Source organism: Vibrio sp. Vb2880 (assembly GCF_033337975.1).
GTDB classification, from domain to species: Bacteria; Pseudomonadota; Gammaproteobacteria; order Enterobacterales; family Vibrionaceae; genus Vibrio; species Vibrio alginolyticus.
Genome location: NZ_JAWORT010000034.1, coordinates 16,087 through 36,454 on the forward strand (window position 1 = coordinate 16,087; position 20,368 = coordinate 36,454).

Below are 20,368 nucleotides of genomic sequence, written 5' to 3' on the forward strand. Positions count from 1 at the left end.
CTTTAATTAGTCGTAAATTGCTTTCCACTCTTCATACTTCTCAGGTAGAAGATCCTTGCTTCCAAATAACCGATGGAGTGTTTTTCGAATTAGGTCTTCTAACTGTGACGATAAGTGGGGTTCCCAGCTCGCGAGATTAAACGCTTTTTGTACTTCCCACCCCTTCTCAAGATACGGCAAACACAACGGGTATAATCCAACAGACTGGTAAGCTGCTATCAATTGTAAATACAGCATGAACTGCCCACGTCCCGAGCTATCCAGCTCAAGTTTGCGGGCAAGCTCTGCGGCACATTCCCCTAGATTTTCTAGAGTGATATCCTCCATTGGCAGCGAGTCTTCCTGCGAAATTACAACCGTTTGAACAACGGGTTGAGAAGTCGAAGAAGTAGTATCTTGAGTCGATAACCAGCTCAAGGTCGCTTCATCTGCAAATGGTATAGAATTCTTAAATGAGAGGTGCTCGATGCCCTCTAGCGATTCAACAAAACGCGTCACTTCTTGTTTCACAGCAAGCGCTGCATCATCAAAGCCCAAGTTATTAAGCATCGAATACACGAAGTAATGGCCCGTCAGCCAAAACGGCGCATCCGTTAATGTGCGCTCCAAACGCTTAATGGTGTCGATGTCGCTTTCTTGGTCAGCTTTATCTCGGTATTCCGCTTGTTGATCGGACGACACTGCCAAGCTCAAAGGCGTTTGATTATTTTGGTGGTCGGGTAGACCATCAATGTCATCCCAAGTCAGATGACGATAAATCCGGTAAGCCAGCGGATCACTTGGGTTCGCATGAAGCATGACTTCCGCAACCTTCCTCAAGGTGCGCTTAGAAGCCGTCGGCGAAGAGAAGTCCGTATCGACATCGACTTCTTTTGCTACCGCTTTCTTAACTGGCGCAGGTTTAGGGGCCGGCGGAACCGCCTTCACCGGTGCGGTTTGCACTTCACTCTGCGCTGGCGTTTCTGCGGCAGCAGGCTGCGTAGCTGGTGCAGGCGCCGCTTGTTCGACGTTAACGACTGCATCATCGCTCTGCTCATCAGCCGCCGCTTGTTGAGATAAAACATTGAGTTGAGTGCGAATCTCAAAGAAATCCGCTTCTGAGTCTTGATAAACCTCGTCGTATTGACGCTGCACTTCTTCAATAGTCGAAATGCAGTTTGATACCAAATCCCATGACTGAGCGCTTTCCGCTAACTTGCTGCTGACCAGTTTAAACTGATGGTTCAACCATTCGACCGCGCCATCTCGACCCCGCTTTCGGGAAGGATACAATTCAACGCCAAAGCGACTTAACGCCTCACTAAGCAGCTTTAGACCTTGTTCAAAGCCTTGCAGACCAAACTCTTCTGTTAGCGCGCGAACGAGGTAACAAATGGCTTTTAAGTCTTTACTGTGGTGCTCTAGAACTTCAGTCGCGTGCGTTTTTACTACGCTCCAATCTACTGTTTCGCCAAACAAGGAACCGAATTTCTTCACTTCGGATTCCATCATTTCATAGCAAAACTCGTAACGGGCATCGTTACCCACTGGAGATTCATCAGAAATAGGATTAAGCAGACGATCGATATCAATGTTGGACAAAATTCACGTCTCCTTCAGTCAAGTAATCTCTCAACGCACGCGCTACCGCAATTGCGCCATTTGCTGGCTTAGATAATCGATGGCTCTGCTCTATCGCATCCGACGCCATGCTATCTAGAATTTTCGTGATTTCTGTAAATTTACTTGGTGCATTCCGTTCTAAATCGGCAAGGGATTCATGTAGCTTTTGTTTGTCGTAAACGGATTGCTCCATCACGGTGCTAAACAAAATAAATTCGCTTCTTGCGACGATTAAATCCTTTATTTTTTTGTCTAGTTCTGGCGTATTACCGAAGTAGGCTTTGGCTAATTCAGCTTCTTCAATTGCTTTGGTGTAAAAGTGGGCCTCTGCATGTTTATCGATGGAGTCATTAATATTTTCCATCACAGTCTTTGGTAAGATTTGGTTGTAGAAATAGGCTTGTGACTGGTTTAACAGCCATGCCTCTTTCATTTCATTTTCTGCGAGCTTAGCTTCACCATCTAAAATTAAGCGAGCAATCTGCTTATCTCGACTGCCAGCTATGGAAGATACTTTCATGGAATCGATAGACGCGACATTTAATCCAGACATCACTTTAGTCAACGCCTCATCCGCATATGGAAACAGAGCACCGTCACGAACAAGGGTTTCTCGCAAGGTGACAAGCTCCTTACGTAACTCGACTAATGCCATTGGTAAGCCATCCGCTAACGATTGATACGACGTTAACTGAGCCTGTTTTTCTTCATATAAATTCGAGAGGCTTAACTGCTGAGCTTGATATGCTGTTCGATAAGCTTCTGTCATATCAATACTCTGAGTAGCTTGAGACAATTCTTCTTTGATTTTCCATGGAGGCTGAGCCAAAAAAGAAGCCGTTTCAGAGGGCGTAATAACGTGAGTTACAGGAGCGACTCCTTGGGAAAAAATGGCATCCAATTGATCTTTATTCTGTTGATATAAATAACTTCCTGCTGTTGCCAGCACACTCAGCACTAAGCTCGCCTCTAATATTTTAAAACGACCGTACGCCGTTTTATCATTTGGCTTACAGTGTGTAAGCAGCAAATCCGCGTTACGCAAGCTACTGAAAATTGGTGCGTTAGAATTGGAGCTAATTGATTGCGTATCGATTCGCGCTAACTGTTGAGCAAAAGAAATAGCGGTATAGCCATGCCCTCTTGGTTTGTTAATGACTTCTTTCAGCAATTTCCAAATATGAGCCGGGATCAAAGCCGGACGCTTTCGGTCTTTTAACTGCTTATTCCAAGCATCACCAAATATTGAGCCTAAAAATAGATGTCCAGCGAGCAAAGCGAGAGAGTAAACATCATCTTGCGGTTCCGCGATGCCAGTTTCTATATAAAGAGGGGAAGCGTAGCTCAAGCTTGCTTCTGCGTAAGGTTCTGTCTCTCCAATGTAACGAGCAGCGCCGAAATCAATGAGCTTAACGTAATCGCCTTCACTCACTAATACGTTAGATGGTTTAATATCTAGATGGCAGATACCTCTTGTATGCATAAACTCTAGAGCGCCAGCGAGTTGATACACCAACCAAGCGATGTGGTCGTGGCGGAAGCCTTTAGAAGAATGACGCTCCATTTTTTCTGCCAGTGATTCACCTTGGATCCACTCGTACATCAAATATGGGCGTTCGAATTCGTTGCCGATTTTTACAAAGTTAGCAACGCTAGGGTGTTGAGAAAGCTCCAGCCTGCTCGCTTCGTTAATCAACATTTTGCTCGCAAATTCTGGCGAGTCATCATTGATAACTTTGCAACAGATTTGCTTCTCTGGCTGCCCTTTTTTTGCAAGATGGTAAACCGTTGTCTTACCATTTTTAGAAGGAAGCTTGTCTAATACATCAAACTGTGAAAAAAGCACGTACTCAAGCTTCGGCTTATTTTTTTCTGCTAGCCTTTGCTCATTCAGTTTCTTTTTCTCAATAGCTTTAACAACCAACTGATCGATATATCCTTTGGCTGTACTCTGATTATTAGACACTTAGTACTCTTTCATAGAATAAATATTATTAGAGTTGAATAATATTTTCTTGAACGTACTTGTATCAAGGTTGGTATTTAAAACAAACAGTAAGCCTATTATTTTAGTTATTATTACTAACTTATTAGACCTTTTTACTTACGCTTTCACTGCATGAGTTATACGCTTTTTCGTGTTACAAACTTCAACCTAATAATATGAGTATATTTTCATTGCCATTTGATCGATGAGTGCCCACTAACATTGCAGTAATTGGAGAACTCCTTTGTCACCATGAAAGTCGAACATTAACAACGTAGTTGGTTGCTTAAAGTGGTGCTCTCTGACCGCAAAGGCAATTAAAGCGAGAGAAGAACAACTGCCCATCGTGCCCCACAACTCATTGATAAGCTGCGGTTGTTCTGGGTTCGTGAATCGTTCTGCTTTCGCCCCCAGAGCAAAACCGTAATCTTCCGAATGCATGCGCAGGTTCGTCATATCGGAATACACTTCACCAAATGAATCGAGCTTTTTACTCGCACGTTGAACAAGTCGAAACATGCCTCTTCGGTCTGAAGTGTTTAATTCCGTATCAATGTAGCCAAGCTGCGCTTGAGGCTTAAGTTTCAATGTTTCTACGGTATTTCTTCGACAAAGAATTAAACCCGCCCCACCCTCACTCGGAATAACGCCCCATGGATTATTGGTACTCATTACCATCGTATCGTCGATGAGTGTTTGCATCGAACTCACCAAGGAATCGACACTGATACACATCATAGCATCATATTTATCCAATGATTTCATGGCCTGGAGAACGAAACTAGGCCCACTGGCATGAACAGCATTCACCACAGAGAGAAATTCAGCATAGTTACTTTCACCAAGCCATTCTTGCACCTTTACTAGTGAAACAGACGCAGGCACCGCTATAAGCAAAGGTATTGGTCTCAATGAACGTGGTAACTGTGCTAACAATGAATCAAGCAAGTGGGTGATTAACTCACACGTTTTCTCAAACTGCTCACTTTCTTTGGTGTATTCGATTTTGGCGTAAGTAAAACGCTCGATACCATCATCCCCTACACATTGGTCGAATCTTCCTAAGTCAGCATACGAAACTGCACTAGCAATATCTAAATTCATACCGGTTGGCGTCATCACTTCCATCCCTAGCACGTAACGGCCTGTTGAATTATGCATGCTCGCTTACCTCTTCCAACTTAGTGATGGATGTCGACACCAACAAATGCTCCTTGCCCTGACAAGGAAACGCAGCGGTGTAACTGATTGATATAGTTGTCTTTTCTGCATCAACGAATAAGGTGTACATCGCCATATCAGCTTGATAACTTTGATCTTTGAACGTCGCGATCGCACGGTATTTTTCTTTAGGAATTCGAAATGAAAGCGTGTCATCATGACAAAAGCCACTCATCATCAAACGCTCCCCCCCACGAAGGAAGCCTTTGCACTGTTGATCAATAGGCGCGCTTTGGAAGAACCGCTTATCAAAATCGAGTGGCAACATTGGCTTGCGATTCTCAATCCAATCGTCATCGAACGTGCCGGCCAGCTTCTGGCGCGACTCAAAGAACGGAGGCACTGGCCCGAACCCCGCAACGCGTAGTTTTTTCGCGGCGGCACTCCAGTCCTCTCGGGGATAAAAAATCGAGGGTACTTTCTGTTCAAGCAATTCTTTGTTGGAGTCGGCAACCCCACCACCTATTCGGTTACGTAAATCACCGCCTACCGCGCAAGTGTAATCAATGTCTTTTTCAATAAATGGGACTGGATTGCTCAGCGTGATACTGCCAGCATGCTCAACCCATACGCGTTCCCCGTGAATAGCGAGAGTCTTATCGATATGACCATCAATCAACACGCGACACTCTTGGTATGTCACTGGCTTTTTCGCGTAACTGCGCGCTTTACCGTAAACAAGTACATCTGTATTGTCTTTGGTATACGCGAATTCGTGGTCAACTTTCATCGCAGAGAAGCCTTCTTCGCCCAAATATTGGGGATCATCGAAGATTTCACTTTCACCTAATTCGTGCCAAACCACACCATCGAATTGCCATGTGCGTTTGGCGACCACAACCCACACTTCATCGCCGTTTTCGTCACGTTGAAAACGACCTTTAAGTGATAGCTCAGGGTGCGCCTCAATATCCCATAACTGCATTGCTATTCCTTAAGTTGAATCGTTCGCTCGCAGAAGGTGCGGCCTTTAAATTGTTAAAGTTCCAGTCTTGTTGATGAATCGGCATTGCCATATCCCAAGGCACGTAGGCTCTGGATTGAATACAGATTTGGCGCCATAGCCAGTCGCGGAACAGCACATCAACGTTAGAATCTTGCATCGCAGCTAACGTAGACTCGAAGCTCAATGCGTAACCCAAGCGGCTTGGTAGATTTTGGATATATTTTTCATCTTCCACCCACTCATTGAGCAGATCGACGATCTCTTCCCATTCATACTCGACACCAACATCTTGCGGAGTCAGAGGAAGAAGCTTTCCGTAGACGACATACAAGGCTTGAAGCCAAATTTCACCCTCAGCTTCAGCTTCCTCCAGGCTTTCCAAGTGCTCGATGATTTGGGGCACCAGTTTCCAATCACCACTCAGCGCAAAATCAACAGGTGCTAATGAAGAAGAGATATCAAACGCCTCAAACTCTTTTAACTCAAGCAACTTGGCGTAAGTGAGCACTTGCGCTGATGGTAATCTATTTGGTTCGATGCCAAAGCACTGACGGAACCAAGTGCCTCTGTCACGTTTGGTAATCAAACGTTCAAATAGATATTGTTCGCTGCCTGCATTGTCATTGAGCCAATCAATCCCCTCTTTCACGTCTTGTAAAGCGAGCAGTGGCAAAGCAACATGAGAGCTAATGATACTGGCTTTGTTCCAACGCTTGATGAGAGAAACACTTAATGTTTGACGTACACGTAAGCATTCAAAGTAAAACGCACCGGATGTCGCATTACCCTCAATAAGCTCCGAAAGCGTGCTATCCATAGATTCAACCGGAGATTGTACGGCGATGACCATTGCGGTTTTAACGTCAATATCTTCGAGTAAACTCAAGCCGCACAAAAGGTTATCCAACTCTAAGCCCAACTCGCCTTGTAGCATCAGCCAGCTGTAGATTTCTGGCTCTTTGCTTCTTAATTGATGAATCAACCCCGGTGCTAAGCGATAAAACGACAAGTACACCTGCTTCAGTTCTTCAATTTGGCGTTCAATCAGCTTGAGATACGCCAACTCACGACTTGGATACCCCCTTTTGTGAATTTGAACTCGCTGCCTGATTAAAAACCCGATACTTTCAGAAGCAATGGACAGCTTTTCATTACAGAAATCCAGCCATGTTACTGGCAACTGGGAAAGGTCATTCACAGCGCGATCAGCTTTTGCTAACGCGCCTTCGACTTCTTGATTGGTTATGGGTGCCTTTAGGTGCTCGACACCGATTCTTTGTCGCATCTAGTTATCCGTTATTAGCGTGCCATAACGCGATTGCAATTAGTTAACTCGAAGTAATTAGCTCACTCGGCGTGACTTGTTAACACAAAACCATTAGCTAACGCGAGGTAATTAGTTAATTGCGATCGTTCCGCCTTGAATTTTTTGTGCTTTTTCTGCTTGAGAAGTGACGTACTTTGCTTTAGTGGTAATTCGTCCATCGCGCCCGCTATAGCGAGTTTCTGTCTCACCACTTTTGACTACCAACTCTTGTTCTGTCTCGATAACCATCTTCTTCGCTCGCAATACAAACTCGTCAGAGTCATCCAGAATGGAGAAGAAAATGTCCGTCACAAGAGGCAAGCTTAAGTCGTCGTTCAAAAATTCAACTCGACAACTTAATCGATTATCGATAGCCATTTGCAGCTCAGAACGACGAAAGCCACGTCCTAGTCTCGCAGTGAGTGGCTGCTTAAATGGGTTACCATCAAAATCAACTCGCACACTGCCCGTAGACTCATTGATAGCCACTATTCTTCCAAAACGCGAAAAGCAAGCCGTTGATTCGGCTTGCTGCTCTGATATTACTTCTGTTGTAAGAGGTTGTTTTTCCATTGTTAGTTAACCACTACGTTGCCACCTTTCACGACGACTTTGTCACTGCCTTCGATCGTAATAGCCGAGCCTGATAACTTTATTGAACCATCACTGTTCATCACTAAAGAGGAACCACCCGTTTTCAATACAATCTTGTCGCCACTGATAATTTGCGTTGCACCATCAGCTTTATAAGCGGTGTTCCCTTTCACTGATACCGTTAAGTTGCCACCAACCGTCTGGTTATCATCCGCACCAATATCTGAACTCTTAGACGCACCGATAGTAAGGTTACTGTTTTCGCCAATATCTAAGTCATCATTTTTACCGATCTTAGTCGTACGGTTATCACCAATTTCTAAGTCAGAATTGTTTTTCACATACTGGGCTTCGTTCGCGTTGTATGTAACGGTAACGTCTTGCTCGACTGTCTCCGTAAACGTACTGTTTACCTGTGTCGTTTTATGCCCATGAATGGTTTCTTTATGGTCACCATGAACTTCATTCGTTTGGTGACGTGCAACCTTCAAGAATTCATCTTGACCGATATCACGGTAACGGTTGTTGAGCACCTTGGTCGACATGTCTTTTTGAGCGTGAATATAGACTTCTTCTTGGTTCGCTTCGTCTTCAAAACTCAACTCGTTGTAACCTGTTCCTTTGTGCGTTTGCGTGCGGAACGTGGTACGAGTTTTGTTTTCTGGCAAAGAGTACGGTGGGAAATGCAAACCGTTGTAAACTGCGCCCGTAACTAACGGACGATCTGGGTCCCCCTCAAGGAAAGTTACTACGACTTCGTGGCCAATACGCGGCAAATAAACTGCGCCCCATGTTGGCGCCGCCATGGATTGGCTTACACGAATCCAACAGCTTGAATGCTCGTTGTTATCACCGTAGCGATCCCAATGGAACTGTACTTTCACTCGACCAAGCTTGTCGGTGTAAATCTCTTCACCTTCTGGTCCTACAACGACCGCCGTTTGAGGGCCATCCACTACTGGTGCCGCTAGTTTAGGCGCTTTAAACACCACATCACGTGGAATACACGAGAACTGGTTGTAGTAAGTGGTTGGCATACCACTCGCTTCATCTTCATGCACTTGCGGATCTTGACCTGTGTGCATTACAGACAACATGAGGTAATCGCGGTTAATCTCAGAACGCGGGTGGTCACTGACGTTAAAGCTGTAACCAGATGCTAAGCGCATTACGTCACTCGTTGCTTCCACTTGTTGATTATCGACTATGTGTTCCGACATCCACTCCGTGGTTCTCACCTGACCCATCAGCGGGTCAACGTATCGTCCAGGATAATCAAACTGCTTGAGATCTTGGTCTAGCTCGCCAGCCTGTGTCATCTCTTGTGGAATTTTAGGGTGTTCGTAGTTGTAATCTGTGTACGTAACCTGTCCCGTTCTAACGCGGTTAACTAACTCGAGATCAGAGATATGTTCGCGATCGGCAACACCGCCACCATCGGCATGATAAACAATCGGCCCAATGTAAGAAGCATTTAGTGGCGAGCTTATCAAAGGTGCAATCGCGTCATTACTGTCGACAATGACCATCGTATGATTTGAATCGCTATGGTCAAAGTAATACCACATACCGTGTTCAGCCATCATACGCTGCACGAAGTGCAAGTCAGACTCACGGTATTGCAGAACGTATTCTTTTGGAGGATAAGTACCCGACACTTCAAATCGGTAATCGGTGACTGCCCCATCATCGAGTACTTCTGTGATGATGTCTTGCGCTGACTTTTGCTGGAAAATACGACAATCTTGGCGCTGAGATAAGAACCAAGCTTGAGGAACCAAGACTAATTGATAACGAGAAAAACGACGTCCAGTCCCTAAGTAACGAACTTCATTCACCACGCCGTTGAACACGCGCGCAGCCCCAACACCTTGTCCGTAAAGTGTCAACGTTCCTGCTTTACGTATTAACTCATCGAACGAGATATCTGGATCAAGTGAAAGTAATGAGAGATTGATGTGGAAAGGCTTAGATAACTCTTCATGAACATGAAAGCTCTCAACCCGAAATTCATGCCCACATCCAGGTACTTCAAATTTAAATTCTACGTCATTCACCATATCTTTTACCTGATACAAATAATCGAATTAGGGCCAACAATCGTTGGCCCTGAATCTTTACGCGACGAGCAATTAAGCTTCGCGTGGAGCACGCCAGTCGTCGTTACCCGCAGTACCACAGTTTTCGTGAGTTACTTCGATCGCACGGTAAGTGAACTTAAGCACTTCTTCTGTCACGCGGTCAGCTGTTGCTGCGTCTTGACAGTGGTTCATACGAGTTTGGATATCGACAAGTAGCGCATCAATCAATTTGATTGAGTAGTAGTGCTCTTGTTTACCTTGAACTGAAGTACGGTAGAAGCGGATCACACACTCAGGAAGTTTTTCGCCAGATACTAGTGCGTTGAATAGTAGTGGAGATGAGCGATCTTGAACTTTAGTTACAACAAGTGGACGGTGTACACGTTGACCCGTTGGCTGACCACTTTGTGGATCACGTGGAACTGTTAGCACGTGATCAAGCTCTTGTACTAGGAACTCATCAACGTGAGCTTCTTGCCATGTGTTACCTACTGAATCTGCAGAGTAAGTATCTTTAGTAATATGGCCTTGAGTCTCACCTTGGATAGACATATATGCTGGAGTTGGCATCGCTATTTCCTTTTCTAAAATCTGTTTTGTTTAAATCACCAAATCGCTTATCACCGCGACTACTTGGTATAATCAAAGTCCGTGCCAACTTTAAAAACACAGCAAAAACAACGACTTAATCAAATTAAGACATTATTCACTAATATCTTGAGTACAATTTATTGGATAAAAAACCAAAAAGTTGGATTAAGATAATAATAAATTGTTCTAACTTTAAAAAGTGAAAATAACCATATAAAACCGTGTAAATAAAGTCATTAAAACTAATAAATCCGACACTTTTACTATCAATTAATTTAGAATAACAACGCCATTAAAATAACCACAAACATTAATGTCACAATAATCATTAAAAATAACCAACAAACGATAGTCAAAATATCTTGATAAAAAAAGAACGCAATTACTTTTAGTATAATAGCCGCTACCTCTTTTCCTCTAAAGAATAAAATGGCTATGATAAATATAAACCTTTCTTCATTAATTCAGCGTCTACACCCGATTGCAAAAGTAGCATTAGAAGACGCCGCTGCACTTGCAGTCTCTGAAAAAGCAAACGAAGTTCAAATTGAGCATTATTTACTGAGTCTATTAGAAAGGCCAAATAGTGATTTTGACGTATTATTAAGTCATTTTGATTGTTCTGAGAACTTATTAAGACAATCGGTTCGATCCACACTCGACACCAACGCCAAAGGAAATGGCAGCAAACCTGTTTTTTCTGCTTTATTAATCGAATGGTTGCAAGAAAGCTGGCTGGTTTCTTCTTTAGATCTATCCGAAACGCAAATCCGCTCTGGTGCCTTACTCCTTACTCTTGTTAGCAACCCTCTCCGTTACGGCCAACATGGTTACGCCTCTATCCTTGAAGCGGTAAACCCTGACAGCCTTAAGCGTAACTTTGCAGAGCTAACAAGCCACTCTATTGAGGCGCAAGTTGCTACTTCAGAGAAAACACAAGCTCGTGAGGATGGCTCAGCACTGAGCAAGTTCACAACCGACTTCACTGGTAAAGCACGCAAAGGCGAAATCGACCCTGTTTTCTGCCGCGACCAAGAAATCCGCCAAATCGTGGACATTCTTGCTCGTCGCCGTAAAAACAACCCTATTGCTGTTGGTGAACCGGGCGTTGGTAAAACCGCAGTAGTAGAAGGTTTGGCACTTAAGATTGTACAAGGTGACGTACCAGACAACCTCAAAGGTGTTGAGCTTTACGGCCTGGACATGGGTCTTCTGCAAGCTGGTGCAAGCGTAAAAGGCGAATTCGAAAAACGCCTAAACGCAGTATTGGATGAAGTGAAAAACTCGCCAACTCCAATCATTCTATTCATCGATGAAGCACACACCCTTGTTGGCGGTGGTAACCAAGCAGGCGGCAGCGACGCGGCAAACTTGCTAAAACCAGCCCTAGCGCGTGGTGAAGTGAAAACCATCGCTGCGACAACATGGTCGGAATACAAGAAGTACTTCGAGAAAGATCCTGCCCTTGCACGTCGTTTCCAATTGGTGAAACTCGACGAACCATCTCCTGAACAAGCAGCATTGATCATTCGTGGTCTGCGCCCTGCTTATGAAAAATCACATAATGTTTACGTGCGTGATGACGCGATCACTGCTGCAGCAGCACTTTCTGCTCGTTACATCTCTGGCCGTCAACTGCCAGACAAAGCGATCGATGTACTAGATACGGCGTGTGCACGAGTGAACATCAGCCTTAATGCCATTCCTGCTTCTGTTGAGACTCTGCAGCAAGAACTTGCAGCTCAACAGCGCGAGCTAGAAGCTCTTGAGCGTGACGCTCTGCAGCAAACTGGCGACAAGCACAGCCTTGCTAACATTCCAGATCTAAAACTGGCAATGGAAGCAACGAAAGAAGAGCTAGCAGAACAAGAAGCGCAATGGCACAAAGAAAAAGAGCAGATCCAAGAGATGATTGCTCTACGCTCTCGCTTGCATGAACTGGTGTTTGGCGAAACAAACGAAGAAGAGCTTGTTGCAGAAGAAGATTCAGAACAAGAGCAAGACGTTTCTCCATATGCAGAGATGGATGAAGAAGCCGTTCGCATTGCAATTTCGGCCTGCCAAGAACAGCTAGATGTAATCCGCAATGGCAACCCACTGGTTCACTTTGAAGTGGGCCCAGATGAAGTCAGCCATGTGATCTCGGACTGGACTGGTATTCCAATGGGTAAGATGCTTCAAGACGAAGCAGAAACCACGCTAAAACTGAAAGAAAGCCTAACACAAAGCATTAAAGGCCAAGAATACGCTATCGATGCACTGTCTGAAGGCATTCAAACCGCAAAAGCAGGCTTAGGCAACCCAGACGCACCAACAGGCGTATTCCTGCTGGTTGGCCCAAGTGGCGTGGGTAAAACCGAAACTGCTCGTGCAATTGCTGATCAAATGTTTGGTGGTGAGCGCTTTATGACGACCATTAACATGTCTGAGTTCCAAGAGAAGCACACGGTATCTCGCCTAATTGGTTCACCTCCGGGTTACGTAGGTTACGGCGAAGGCGGCATGCTGACAGAAGCGGTTCGTCAACGTCCATATTCTGTTGTTCTTCTTGATGAAGTGGAAAAAGCCGACCCTGAAGTGTTGAACCTGTTCTACCAAGTGTTCGACAAAGGCACGCTGAACGACGGCGAAGGCCGAACCATCGACTTCAAGAACACGCTGATCATCATGACCAGTAACCTTGCAACACACGAGATTGAATCTTTGGTTCATCAATCAAAAGACATCGATGCGAACATCATCGCAGAAGCTATTCGCCCTACTTTGAACCAACACTTCAAGCCAGCGCTGTTGGCACGTATGTCAGTACTACCATTTGTTCCGCTGTCTGATGAAGCAATGACAGAAATTATTCACCACAAGCTGAATAAAGTTTCTCAGCGTCTACAGAGCCATCACAAGTTGTCGCTAAGCTACGAAGACAGCTTGGTTGAGTTCGTACTAGGTAACTGTCGCCTTGCTGAAACGGGCGCGCGTAACATCGACGCGGTCATCAACCGTCAGTTACTGCCTCAGCTATCGACACAGCTATTGGTGCATGATAAGGATGATTCACACACGCAAATCACAGTTTCTGTCGATGAGCAAGGAACACTGACCTATGCGTTCAGCTAACCATAGCGAACTTAGCAACGCCCTACTTGCGATCAGCCAATCTTTGGCTGATCGCAGCCAGCTTACCCAAACATTGGATGCCGTGTTGACCGCTGCGAGACAAATGACCCTCGCAAAACACGGCATCATTTACGTTTTGGACCAGACTGGGCAGGCGTTGATTCCAAGTACCGCTCACCATAACGATAAAACTATCGTTTCCCACCCTTGGGAAGCATTACAGTTAGACTCAGCCAGTGAGAACGATCCATTTAACTTTGCCATTCGTAATGGTGAAGTGGTGTTGATTAACGAGTTGTATAAGTACAACGGCTATGACTGCGAAAGCATCTATCAAACTGAGCAGACACTGGGATTAAAAAGCGAGAACTTATTGGCTTGGCCTTTGATTGATAGCGAAAGCAAAACCATTGGACTGTTAGTCTTACTCGATTTAAGTGTTATCGACAATGAAGCTGCATTGACTGAGTTTTGTCGTATGGCTGCGAGTAATATTCGCCAAGCAGTGTGGTTAGAGCAATACGGGCAAGTAATAAAAAATCTCAATGCCGACAATCAAGCCCTAGTGCGCGAGAACACTCAGCTCAAAAAACGTACCCAGAAAGCCTATCAAGGTCCTATTGCAGAGAGCGAAGAAATGCTCAATGTCTTGAATCGTCTTGATAAGGTGCTATCTCTTCCTGTCGACGTTCTGTTGCGTGGTGAAACGGGCGCTGGTAAAGAGGTGATCGCGAAATACATTCACGAAAACTCTAATCGTTCAGAACAGCCTTTGATCGTTCAGAACTGTGCGGCTATTCCAGAGCAGTTATTGGAATCTGAGCTTTTTGGGCATAAGAAAGGTTCATTTACGGGCGCAGACAAAGACAAAGTCGGTTTGTTTGAAGCAGCCAACGGCGGCACGCTTTTCCTAGATGAAATTGGCGATATGCCAATGCTACTGCAGGCAAAGTTACTGCGTGTACTGCAAGAACGCAAAGTTCGCCCTATCGGTACCAGCAAAGAGATTGAGGTGGACGTTCGCGTTATCGCGGCAACGCACTGTAACCTTATGCAGCAAATTAAAGATGGCGGATTCCGTGCCGACTTGTTCTATCGCTTGAATGTCTTCCCTATTACATTACCACCACTGAGAGCACGCAAATCGGATATTATTCCCCTTGCCGAACATTTCGTGCAACACACAACCAACACGCTAGGTTTGCCGCAAGCGCCAGGGTTAAGTGCCAATGTACGTAAACAGCTCCTTGCCTACCAATACCCAGGGAACGTGCGTGAGCTTAAGAACATCATTGAGCGCTCGGTGCTACTGTCCGATTTTGAAACCATTACTCACATTGAGTTTGGCGAACAAATCCCAGAAGATGTACCAAGTATTGACATGAAAGCAGCTTCACCTACCCCAGAGCAACCTGCTTACGAGCAGCAAGCACAAGCGGATTTAGAAGACGTTTCAATGGGCCTTAAGGACGTTGTCAGCCAATACGAACGCACAGTGATCATCGATTGCTTAAATGCCTGTAATTGGCACACGAAGAAAGCCGCTGAGCAATTGGCGCTGCCAATGAGCACACTCAACCATAAGATGAAGAAATACGATATTTCTGCAGCTGGTTAAGCGAGAAGCGAGAAGCGAGAAGCGAGAAGCGAGAAGCGAGAAGCGAGAAGCGAGAAGCGAGAAGCGAGAAGCGAGAAAATCTTACTTCAGTTTCCATTGATAAGAAAAGAAAAACCGCCCGAAGGCGGTTTTTTTATTTACTTAAAATCCATTTGTTTATCAATATAATTTGGCGATCACTTAGCCTACTTGGCTTAGCTTCGCCTGCTGCCAACCATTCTAAAATAGGTGAAATATCAGAGTAGGTTTTTCCGTAGCGCTCTGCTATTTCTCGTTTCGAAAATAAGTCTCTTTTATCCTCTATTTTCAGAATTTCTTCGGCTCCTCTGATGAGCTCATCCTTACATTTGTACCACGTTACTGGAATGTCTTCACGGTCAACGGCATGTATATTAAGCTTTAATTTTTCTGATTGCGCATGTAAACCTGATCCAATAGGCCCAATAAGTTCAAGTTGAAGGTCAATGTATTCGTGAAAATTATCAACTAGCTTCTCAACTCTCTTAAATGGTTTAAGCCCAGCTACTTTTGAACCTAATACATTGACATATTCAGGCTTGAAAATCTGAGCATAGATATCCGTCTTCTGACGCAATCCAACAAAGTTCGTGATAGCATGACTTTTAAGTTCATTCGAACTCATTCTTGAAAAAGATTGACGTAAGCTCTCAAGCTGAGTGGAAAGCTCAGTTTTTAATGGTGCTCCATGCTTTTGTGAGGTCATTACGTCAAACTGCCATTCATTATCTTTTTCAACGATGGTACCTATTCGATATAACTCCCCTTTACCCAAAGTGAAGTGAGTTCCACCTGACACACCAGGTAGAAAATCAATACTATTGGTAAGCTCAACCGCTCGCAATTTGGCCTCAACGCCTATCACTTTACCAGGCGCAAATCCTAGGTTACTGAAATGTGTATCAGGACAGTGTTTAGTCTTAACGACCGCTAGGCAATTGACCCACTTACTCCAATCAAAATCCTCAACCTCTTCTTTGTAGTACCGCGCGAAATCAGAGTATTTACCCTCAAGACCTTGCTGCATTATATGGAGTTCAACGGTCGGATCATCAAACACTTTAGGGAAACTACCTTGATCTGCATCCGGTTTTGGCGCTGACAGGAAGCTTTTTGAAACTAATAAATGATCAGCATGTTTAATGTCTTTATTTTTACCAAATTGATAAAGTCGAGAGGGACTTAATGAAAGATCGAATGTAGAAATCCCCCATGTACCCCAAAAGTCATAATTAATAGGTTCGAATGAATCATTCAACCCTTTGATGCCCACAAGATACTCATACTGTAGAGGTAACTCACCGGTGCGTAATTCTCTATTTTCTTCTTCAAACAAGCGGTTCAAATATATGTTTTTCAGCGAACCGGACGGAATCCACGGTCTTGTTCCTTTAATTTTATTGACTCCAAAAACAAAAGACGGTTCGATAATGACGCCCCAGGTTTCATCATCAGATTGCTCGCTCACCAGCGCTTTTTCTTTAGAAGTCAAACTTAAATTATCGACTATCGGCTTAATATCTCGCAGGTACTCTGAGCTTTTATTGACGATTTTGGACCCTTTCTTCACCGCATCTTCTATAGTTGAGTAATTCGACCAATTCCAACGAGCTTGAACCTCAATTCCCACTCGATGTAAAAAGCGGCGCTTTTCTGGCTCTAATGACTCGACCGCTTCTTTAGCTAAGACGACGATAATCCTAACCTCATCAAACGGTGACAAAGACCCATACTCTGCTAGGAACTCATCCATTGCTATCCATTTTTTTGGTGCTCCGTCACGAGCCGTTTTAACTGATATTGACTGTTTAGCTCCTTTGTATAGCGCTTCCAGATCTTCAGTTTTGAAGGGAACTTCGAACATTTTGACAAGTGCTTGAGTATTAGAGGATGCCATGTAGTGAATTGGGCTGTATTCCATAAATGGTCTTGGGCTTTCGCTATCCTTAGCGTCAGAGTACCAATCGCTCAACTGTCTGCCCGCAATACTTGCCCCTAGTTGTGCGTAAGCAGAATAAGTGCTGGCTTTTAGGATTGATAACTCAGCTTGTGCATAGTCCGAATCCATATAGAACTCGTCTAAGTGAACCATACCAAACCCATTCTCATTTAGTTGCCACTGATCGTTGAGCAAAAACTGTTCAATGTAGCCAGCAATATGTTCATCCGAGACGTTGACATACTCGCCTGACATCTCTTGATAGTTTCGTTCAAGCAATAATCGACTCAAGCCATTCAACGCATGCGCACGTTTGTAATAACTTGACTTCATCTCGTCAGAGAGACTTTCTGAACCAAATGACAGTATTTGTTCTTGAGAGACAATATTTTGGTATTGTATTTTTTCAAGATTATTTCGTAACTTTAAAGTGTCTGCTTCTTCAGTAATCAAGTCATAAAGATTTGAGAACAGCGAAGATCCTGCCTTGCCTACCGTATAAACAAAGTTAGCAGTAGCCCCTAAGGGCGTTACTGAAGCCTCATCAAGGGCCGTGTCAAGGGCAAGTTCTATTGCATCTAAAGTGGCCGCGTCAAGCTGCATCTCATTAGCAATCATCATTTGACGGGATTTTTCGACGACAGTTAGTCCACCGCGAGAAACTGGGTAATCTAAGATTGCTTCAAAATGAAGCAGTAAGTCGACGCGACGATTGCGTCGGCGTTGATCTTCAGAATCATTGGGGACAAGCGGATCGCGTTCACCTAGACCAATGGCACGTATGCACGTTTTCCATACGGCCTGGTTAGACGTAATCCCTTCTAATATACATTCTCGTATATAACTCGCTCGCTCTTCTGACAAAGCCTGGTTGTATTCAATCGACCCGCGCGAACAAGTGTGACCCTTTATCGTAATTGGGATCGGGCGGTGTATTTGCGATAGTATCCCACCCAATTCAATTAAGTTGGCTCTAGCTTCAGGGTTATTTGAGTCGCTACGGTCAAAAGCAAACGTTGTACTTCTTAATTCGAATATGTGTCGCCCTTTTTTAACCTCGGTATTTAATGAAAGCTCATCGTTGTCTCCAAGCTTGGGCAGTAGATTTTTGAGTTGTTCAAGTGCCTTAGTCTCTGCGTCCAAAAGTGCCTTATCACCAATACTGGCCAAAGATTTCATTCCAGGCTGCTGTACAGTCGCAAGGTACTCAAGCACAACAGAATCAAGCCTTTTGCTTGCCTTATCGTCTTTGTTGTAAGCCTCTACTAAGTTCCCACCTTTAATGATGACATCAGCCAAAGTGTAACCTTTACCGATCTTTTCCGCTATTTGAGTATTTTGTAATAACTGACGCCACTGCGAAGGTACTTCAATCAAATTGATCTTATCTTTCAACTTATCAAATAAGATATTGCCTTTGTCACCGAACAACTTAATCATATCGATTTGACTCTGGCCAAATGCGGCCGTGTTCGCTGAAAGGTCATTAGCTTTACTTATAACGGACAAACAAGCCTCTGTCGCACCCGCAATATTTCTCATTTCGCTATCAGCACTGCCACCAACAGAAGCCGCAGCAACCTTGGCTACGGTTTGCCAACTTAACTTGTGTTGCATCGTTTGGGCTGCACTTTCAATGTACGCTTTATTGCTTTGTACACTGTGCCATACCTGGGGAGCAATTGCGTTTTTTGGCTCACTGGCGAGTTTTTCAGGCAAATCAGTTGGGCTTTGTTTCAGTTTTTCCAGTAAATTAGGGTAAAGGTGAGGGGCTTGATTAAACAGTGCTTCCTCTACCGAGATGGGATCACCGTTCACCAAAGCACTGCGCCCAAGCGGAGTTGAGATTGGTAAGTGCAATACTCGTTCGCAAAAACTGTACTGTTCACTTTTAAAGCCGTCCCAATATTCTTTGTTCGCAACAGTTGAGAGATCAATATCAAAACGGCAATGCTGGTTCGTCTCTTCGAGTTTAAACACCGAATCGGAAATTACCCAAAACGTAGCGCTGTAAATGTTCTTTTCTTGACCGTCGATATCTTTGAATTTGACTTCTTTAACATTGCTTACCGCGGTTAAATTACTGCCTTCTGCATCCCCTTTAATACGCAACTGCGAAGGAAAATTCGACAGCGTGACAGTTGCGTCAACGAAGTTGGCATCAGAGAAATGCACCACAATCGTAAATGTCTGCGGTAAAACAATGGCATTTAGCGTATTCAGTTGCTCTATCTCCATCGACTCCTCAAGTTTACCGATAGCAGCAGCATAGTGTTCATCACTGACCTCTTTACTAGGTAATAGAGTTGTGATGGGAAAATTTCTTTGATTAGCCTTCGTGAAATAGTTTTCTTTAGGCTTAGCTTTTGCTCCGGAGATAAGCGAATTATACAAATTCGCCAGCCATTTACCGTCTTTGCCCTCTTCACTCATAAGGTGAACTGGCGCTAAATAAGGCGGAAAAAATAGTAAACGAGAGTGACCAGAGGCAAACGTTGTTGCGGATGCAGGATTCCCTTGCAATGGCAAATCTTGTCCCAAACCTAATGATTTAGGCGCGTTGAAATAGGTAATTTTCCCGAGTTCGTCACTGTACAATAACGCCGCTTTCGGTGGCGTTTGAGTTTGGTGCCCTTCGCCATCATAGCTGACAGCCCTAGTTTCACGGTCGTCTTTATGCGCGAAACACACATTACGTAATGGAAAATATCGACTATTTGGTACTGGTCCCTTGTCATCAAAAAGTTGCCCTAGGAGATAAACACCACTGACTTTAAGGTTTGATTTCGCCATGAAGTTTACTCCTTATTTAGCTTTATTTGAGTGACAGTGTGCCGTCACAAAATGATCGCCTTGTCTTTCAATTTGGCATGTGCGCTTGCAACGTCGGATTTCAAGTGATGTCCATTGTCCATAATCTATTTCTTTACATTTTTCTTGCTGTGCTTCCTGATAACGAGCGAAAGCTTGTTTGTATTGAGCGTGGTCTGGTAAGGCTGGGAATTCCTGACGTAAATCATAATCAGAGAAGTCAGGCTGCAAACTCGTTGGAACAAAAAGGGAAAAGCCATTAACACTATCGCCTTCCACAGGCGGTTTATACTGGTAAGCGAGTACATCAATCGGCGAGCTCTCATCTGCCTGACGCGCTCTATACAGTCTCGGGGTAGGCGCATCCTTGCCACTTAATACGCCGAGTTGCAACGTGTAGCGGCTGTCTTTACTAGCCAAAGGTAAGGCTTTGTCGGTTGCTTGAGTATTAAATGAACGATAGCCATCCTTGGTGTTGCAAGTAAACGCACCGCCGTCCTCCCGCCAGTAGATATAATCTGCAACGGCATTGTACTTTCT

Annotated in this window: 11 protein-coding genes and 1 pseudogene; 2 read left to right on the forward strand and 10 right to left on the reverse strand. The window is 44.4% G+C overall.

The window, feature by feature from the left end; genetic code table 11:
• Window positions 1-6 precede the first annotated feature (6 nt).
• From tssA to R7M92_RS23065, 8 genes are all read right to left on the reverse strand, one after another.
• Complete coding sequence (gene tssA / locus R7M92_RS23030) at window positions 7-1,581, reverse strand: type VI secretion system protein TssA (RefSeq protein WP_318134399.1); 1,575 nt, start codon at window positions 1,579-1,581, stop codon at window positions 7-9.
• Window positions 1,568-3,568: a serine/threonine protein kinase gene (locus R7M92_RS23035; RefSeq protein ID WP_318134401.1), complete on the reverse strand. Its 2,001-nt coding sequence runs from the start codon at window positions 3,566-3,568 to the stop codon at window positions 1,568-1,570. The genes tssA and R7M92_RS23035 overlap by 14 nt, the downstream gene beginning before the upstream one ends.
• A gap of 237 nt (window positions 3,569-3,805) precedes the next feature.
• Window positions 3,806-4,750 (reverse strand): hypothetical protein, encoded by a 945-nt coding sequence (locus R7M92_RS23040; RefSeq protein ID WP_213871402.1) that lies wholly within the window; start codon window positions 4,748-4,750, stop codon window positions 3,806-3,808.
• Window positions 4,743-5,735: a DUF2169 domain-containing protein gene (locus R7M92_RS23045; RefSeq protein WP_262652593.1), complete on the reverse strand. Its 993-nt coding sequence runs from the start codon at window positions 5,733-5,735 to the stop codon at window positions 4,743-4,745. Before R7M92_RS23045 ends, R7M92_RS23040 begins: the two co-directional genes overlap by 8 nt.
• The gene (locus R7M92_RS23050; RefSeq protein WP_318134403.1) at window positions 5,716-7,041 is read right to left on the reverse strand and encodes a hypothetical protein; all 1,326 of its coding nucleotides are present in this window, start codon (window positions 7,039-7,041) and stop codon (window positions 5,716-5,718) included. The genes R7M92_RS23045 and R7M92_RS23050 overlap by 20 nt, the downstream gene beginning before the upstream one ends.
• A 111-nt stretch (window positions 7,042-7,152) precedes the next feature.
• Complete coding sequence (locus tag R7M92_RS23055) at window positions 7,153-7,635, reverse strand: hypothetical protein (protein WP_025767908.1); 483 nt, start codon at window positions 7,633-7,635, stop codon at window positions 7,153-7,155.
• 2 nt (window positions 7,636-7,637) lie between these two features.
• Window positions 7,638-9,716: a type VI secretion system tip protein VgrG gene (gene tssI, locus R7M92_RS23060; protein WP_005373412.1), complete on the reverse strand. Its 2,079-nt coding sequence runs from the start codon at window positions 9,714-9,716 to the stop codon at window positions 7,638-7,640.
• A gap of 72 nt (window positions 9,717-9,788) precedes the next feature.
• Window positions 9,789-10,307, reverse strand: a complete 519-nt coding sequence (locus R7M92_RS23065; RefSeq protein WP_005373415.1) for an Hcp family type VI secretion system effector — start codon at window positions 10,305-10,307, stop codon at window positions 9,789-9,791.
• 456 nt (window positions 10,308-10,763) lie between these two features.
• Here R7M92_RS23065 and tssH point away from each other — a divergent pair, with 456 nt between their 5' ends.
• A complete protein-coding gene (gene tssH, locus R7M92_RS23070) occupies window positions 10,764-13,442 on the forward strand; it encodes a type VI secretion system ATPase TssH (RefSeq protein ID WP_262596187.1) in 2,679 nt (892 codons plus the stop codon).
• The gene (locus R7M92_RS23075) at window positions 13,429-15,060 is read left to right on the forward strand and encodes a sigma-54-dependent Fis family transcriptional regulator (protein ID WP_318134406.1); all 1,632 of its coding nucleotides are present in this window, start codon (window positions 13,429-13,431) and stop codon (window positions 15,058-15,060) included. The genes tssH and R7M92_RS23075 overlap by 14 nt, the downstream gene beginning before the upstream one ends.
• Before the next feature lie 133 nt (window positions 15,061-15,193).
• On the opposite strand, the gene R7M92_RS23080 is transcribed toward R7M92_RS23075, so the two are convergent.
• Both R7M92_RS23080 and R7M92_RS23085 read right to left on the reverse strand, forming a co-directional pair.
• Window positions 15,194-19,810, reverse strand: coding sequence for an OmpA family protein (locus R7M92_RS23080; protein WP_318134407.1), 4,617 nt, complete (start codon window positions 19,808-19,810; stop codon window positions 15,194-15,196).
• A 12-nt stretch (window positions 19,811-19,822) separates the two neighbouring features.
• Window positions 19,823-20,368, reverse strand: a pseudogene (locus R7M92_RS23085) (hypothetical protein); the annotation flags it as partial.

Coding starts and splice junctions, on each gene's coding strand:
- R7M92_RS23045 (WP_262652593.1), bottom strand. CDS start 5,735: ATGCAGTTATGGGATATTGAGGCGCACCCTGAGCTATCACTTAAAGGT.
- R7M92_RS23080 (WP_318134407.1), bottom strand. CDS start 19,810: ATGGCGAAATCAAACCTTAAAGTCAGTGGTGTTTATCTCCTAGGGCAA.
- R7M92_RS23050 (WP_318134403.1), bottom strand. CDS start 7,041: ATGCGACAAAGAATCGGTGTCGAGCACCTAAAGGCACCCATAACCAAT.
- R7M92_RS23055 (WP_025767908.1), bottom strand. CDS start 7,635: ATGGAAAAACAACCTCTTACAACAGAAGTAATATCAGAGCAGCAAGCC.
- R7M92_RS23075 (WP_318134406.1), top strand. CDS start 13,429: ATGCGTTCAGCTAACCATAGCGAACTTAGCAACGCCCTACTTGCGATC.
- R7M92_RS23040 (WP_213871402.1), bottom strand. CDS start 4,750: ATGCATAATTCAACAGGCCGTTACGTGCTAGGGATGGAAGTGATGACG.
- tssH (WP_262596187.1), top strand. CDS start 10,764: ATGATAAATATAAACCTTTCTTCATTAATTCAGCGTCTACACCCGATT.
- R7M92_RS23065 (WP_005373415.1), bottom strand. CDS start 10,307: ATGCCAACTCCAGCATATATGTCTATCCAAGGTGAGACTCAAGGCCAT.
- tssI (WP_005373412.1), bottom strand. CDS start 9,716: ATGGTGAATGACGTAGAATTTAAATTTGAAGTACCTGGATGTGGGCAT.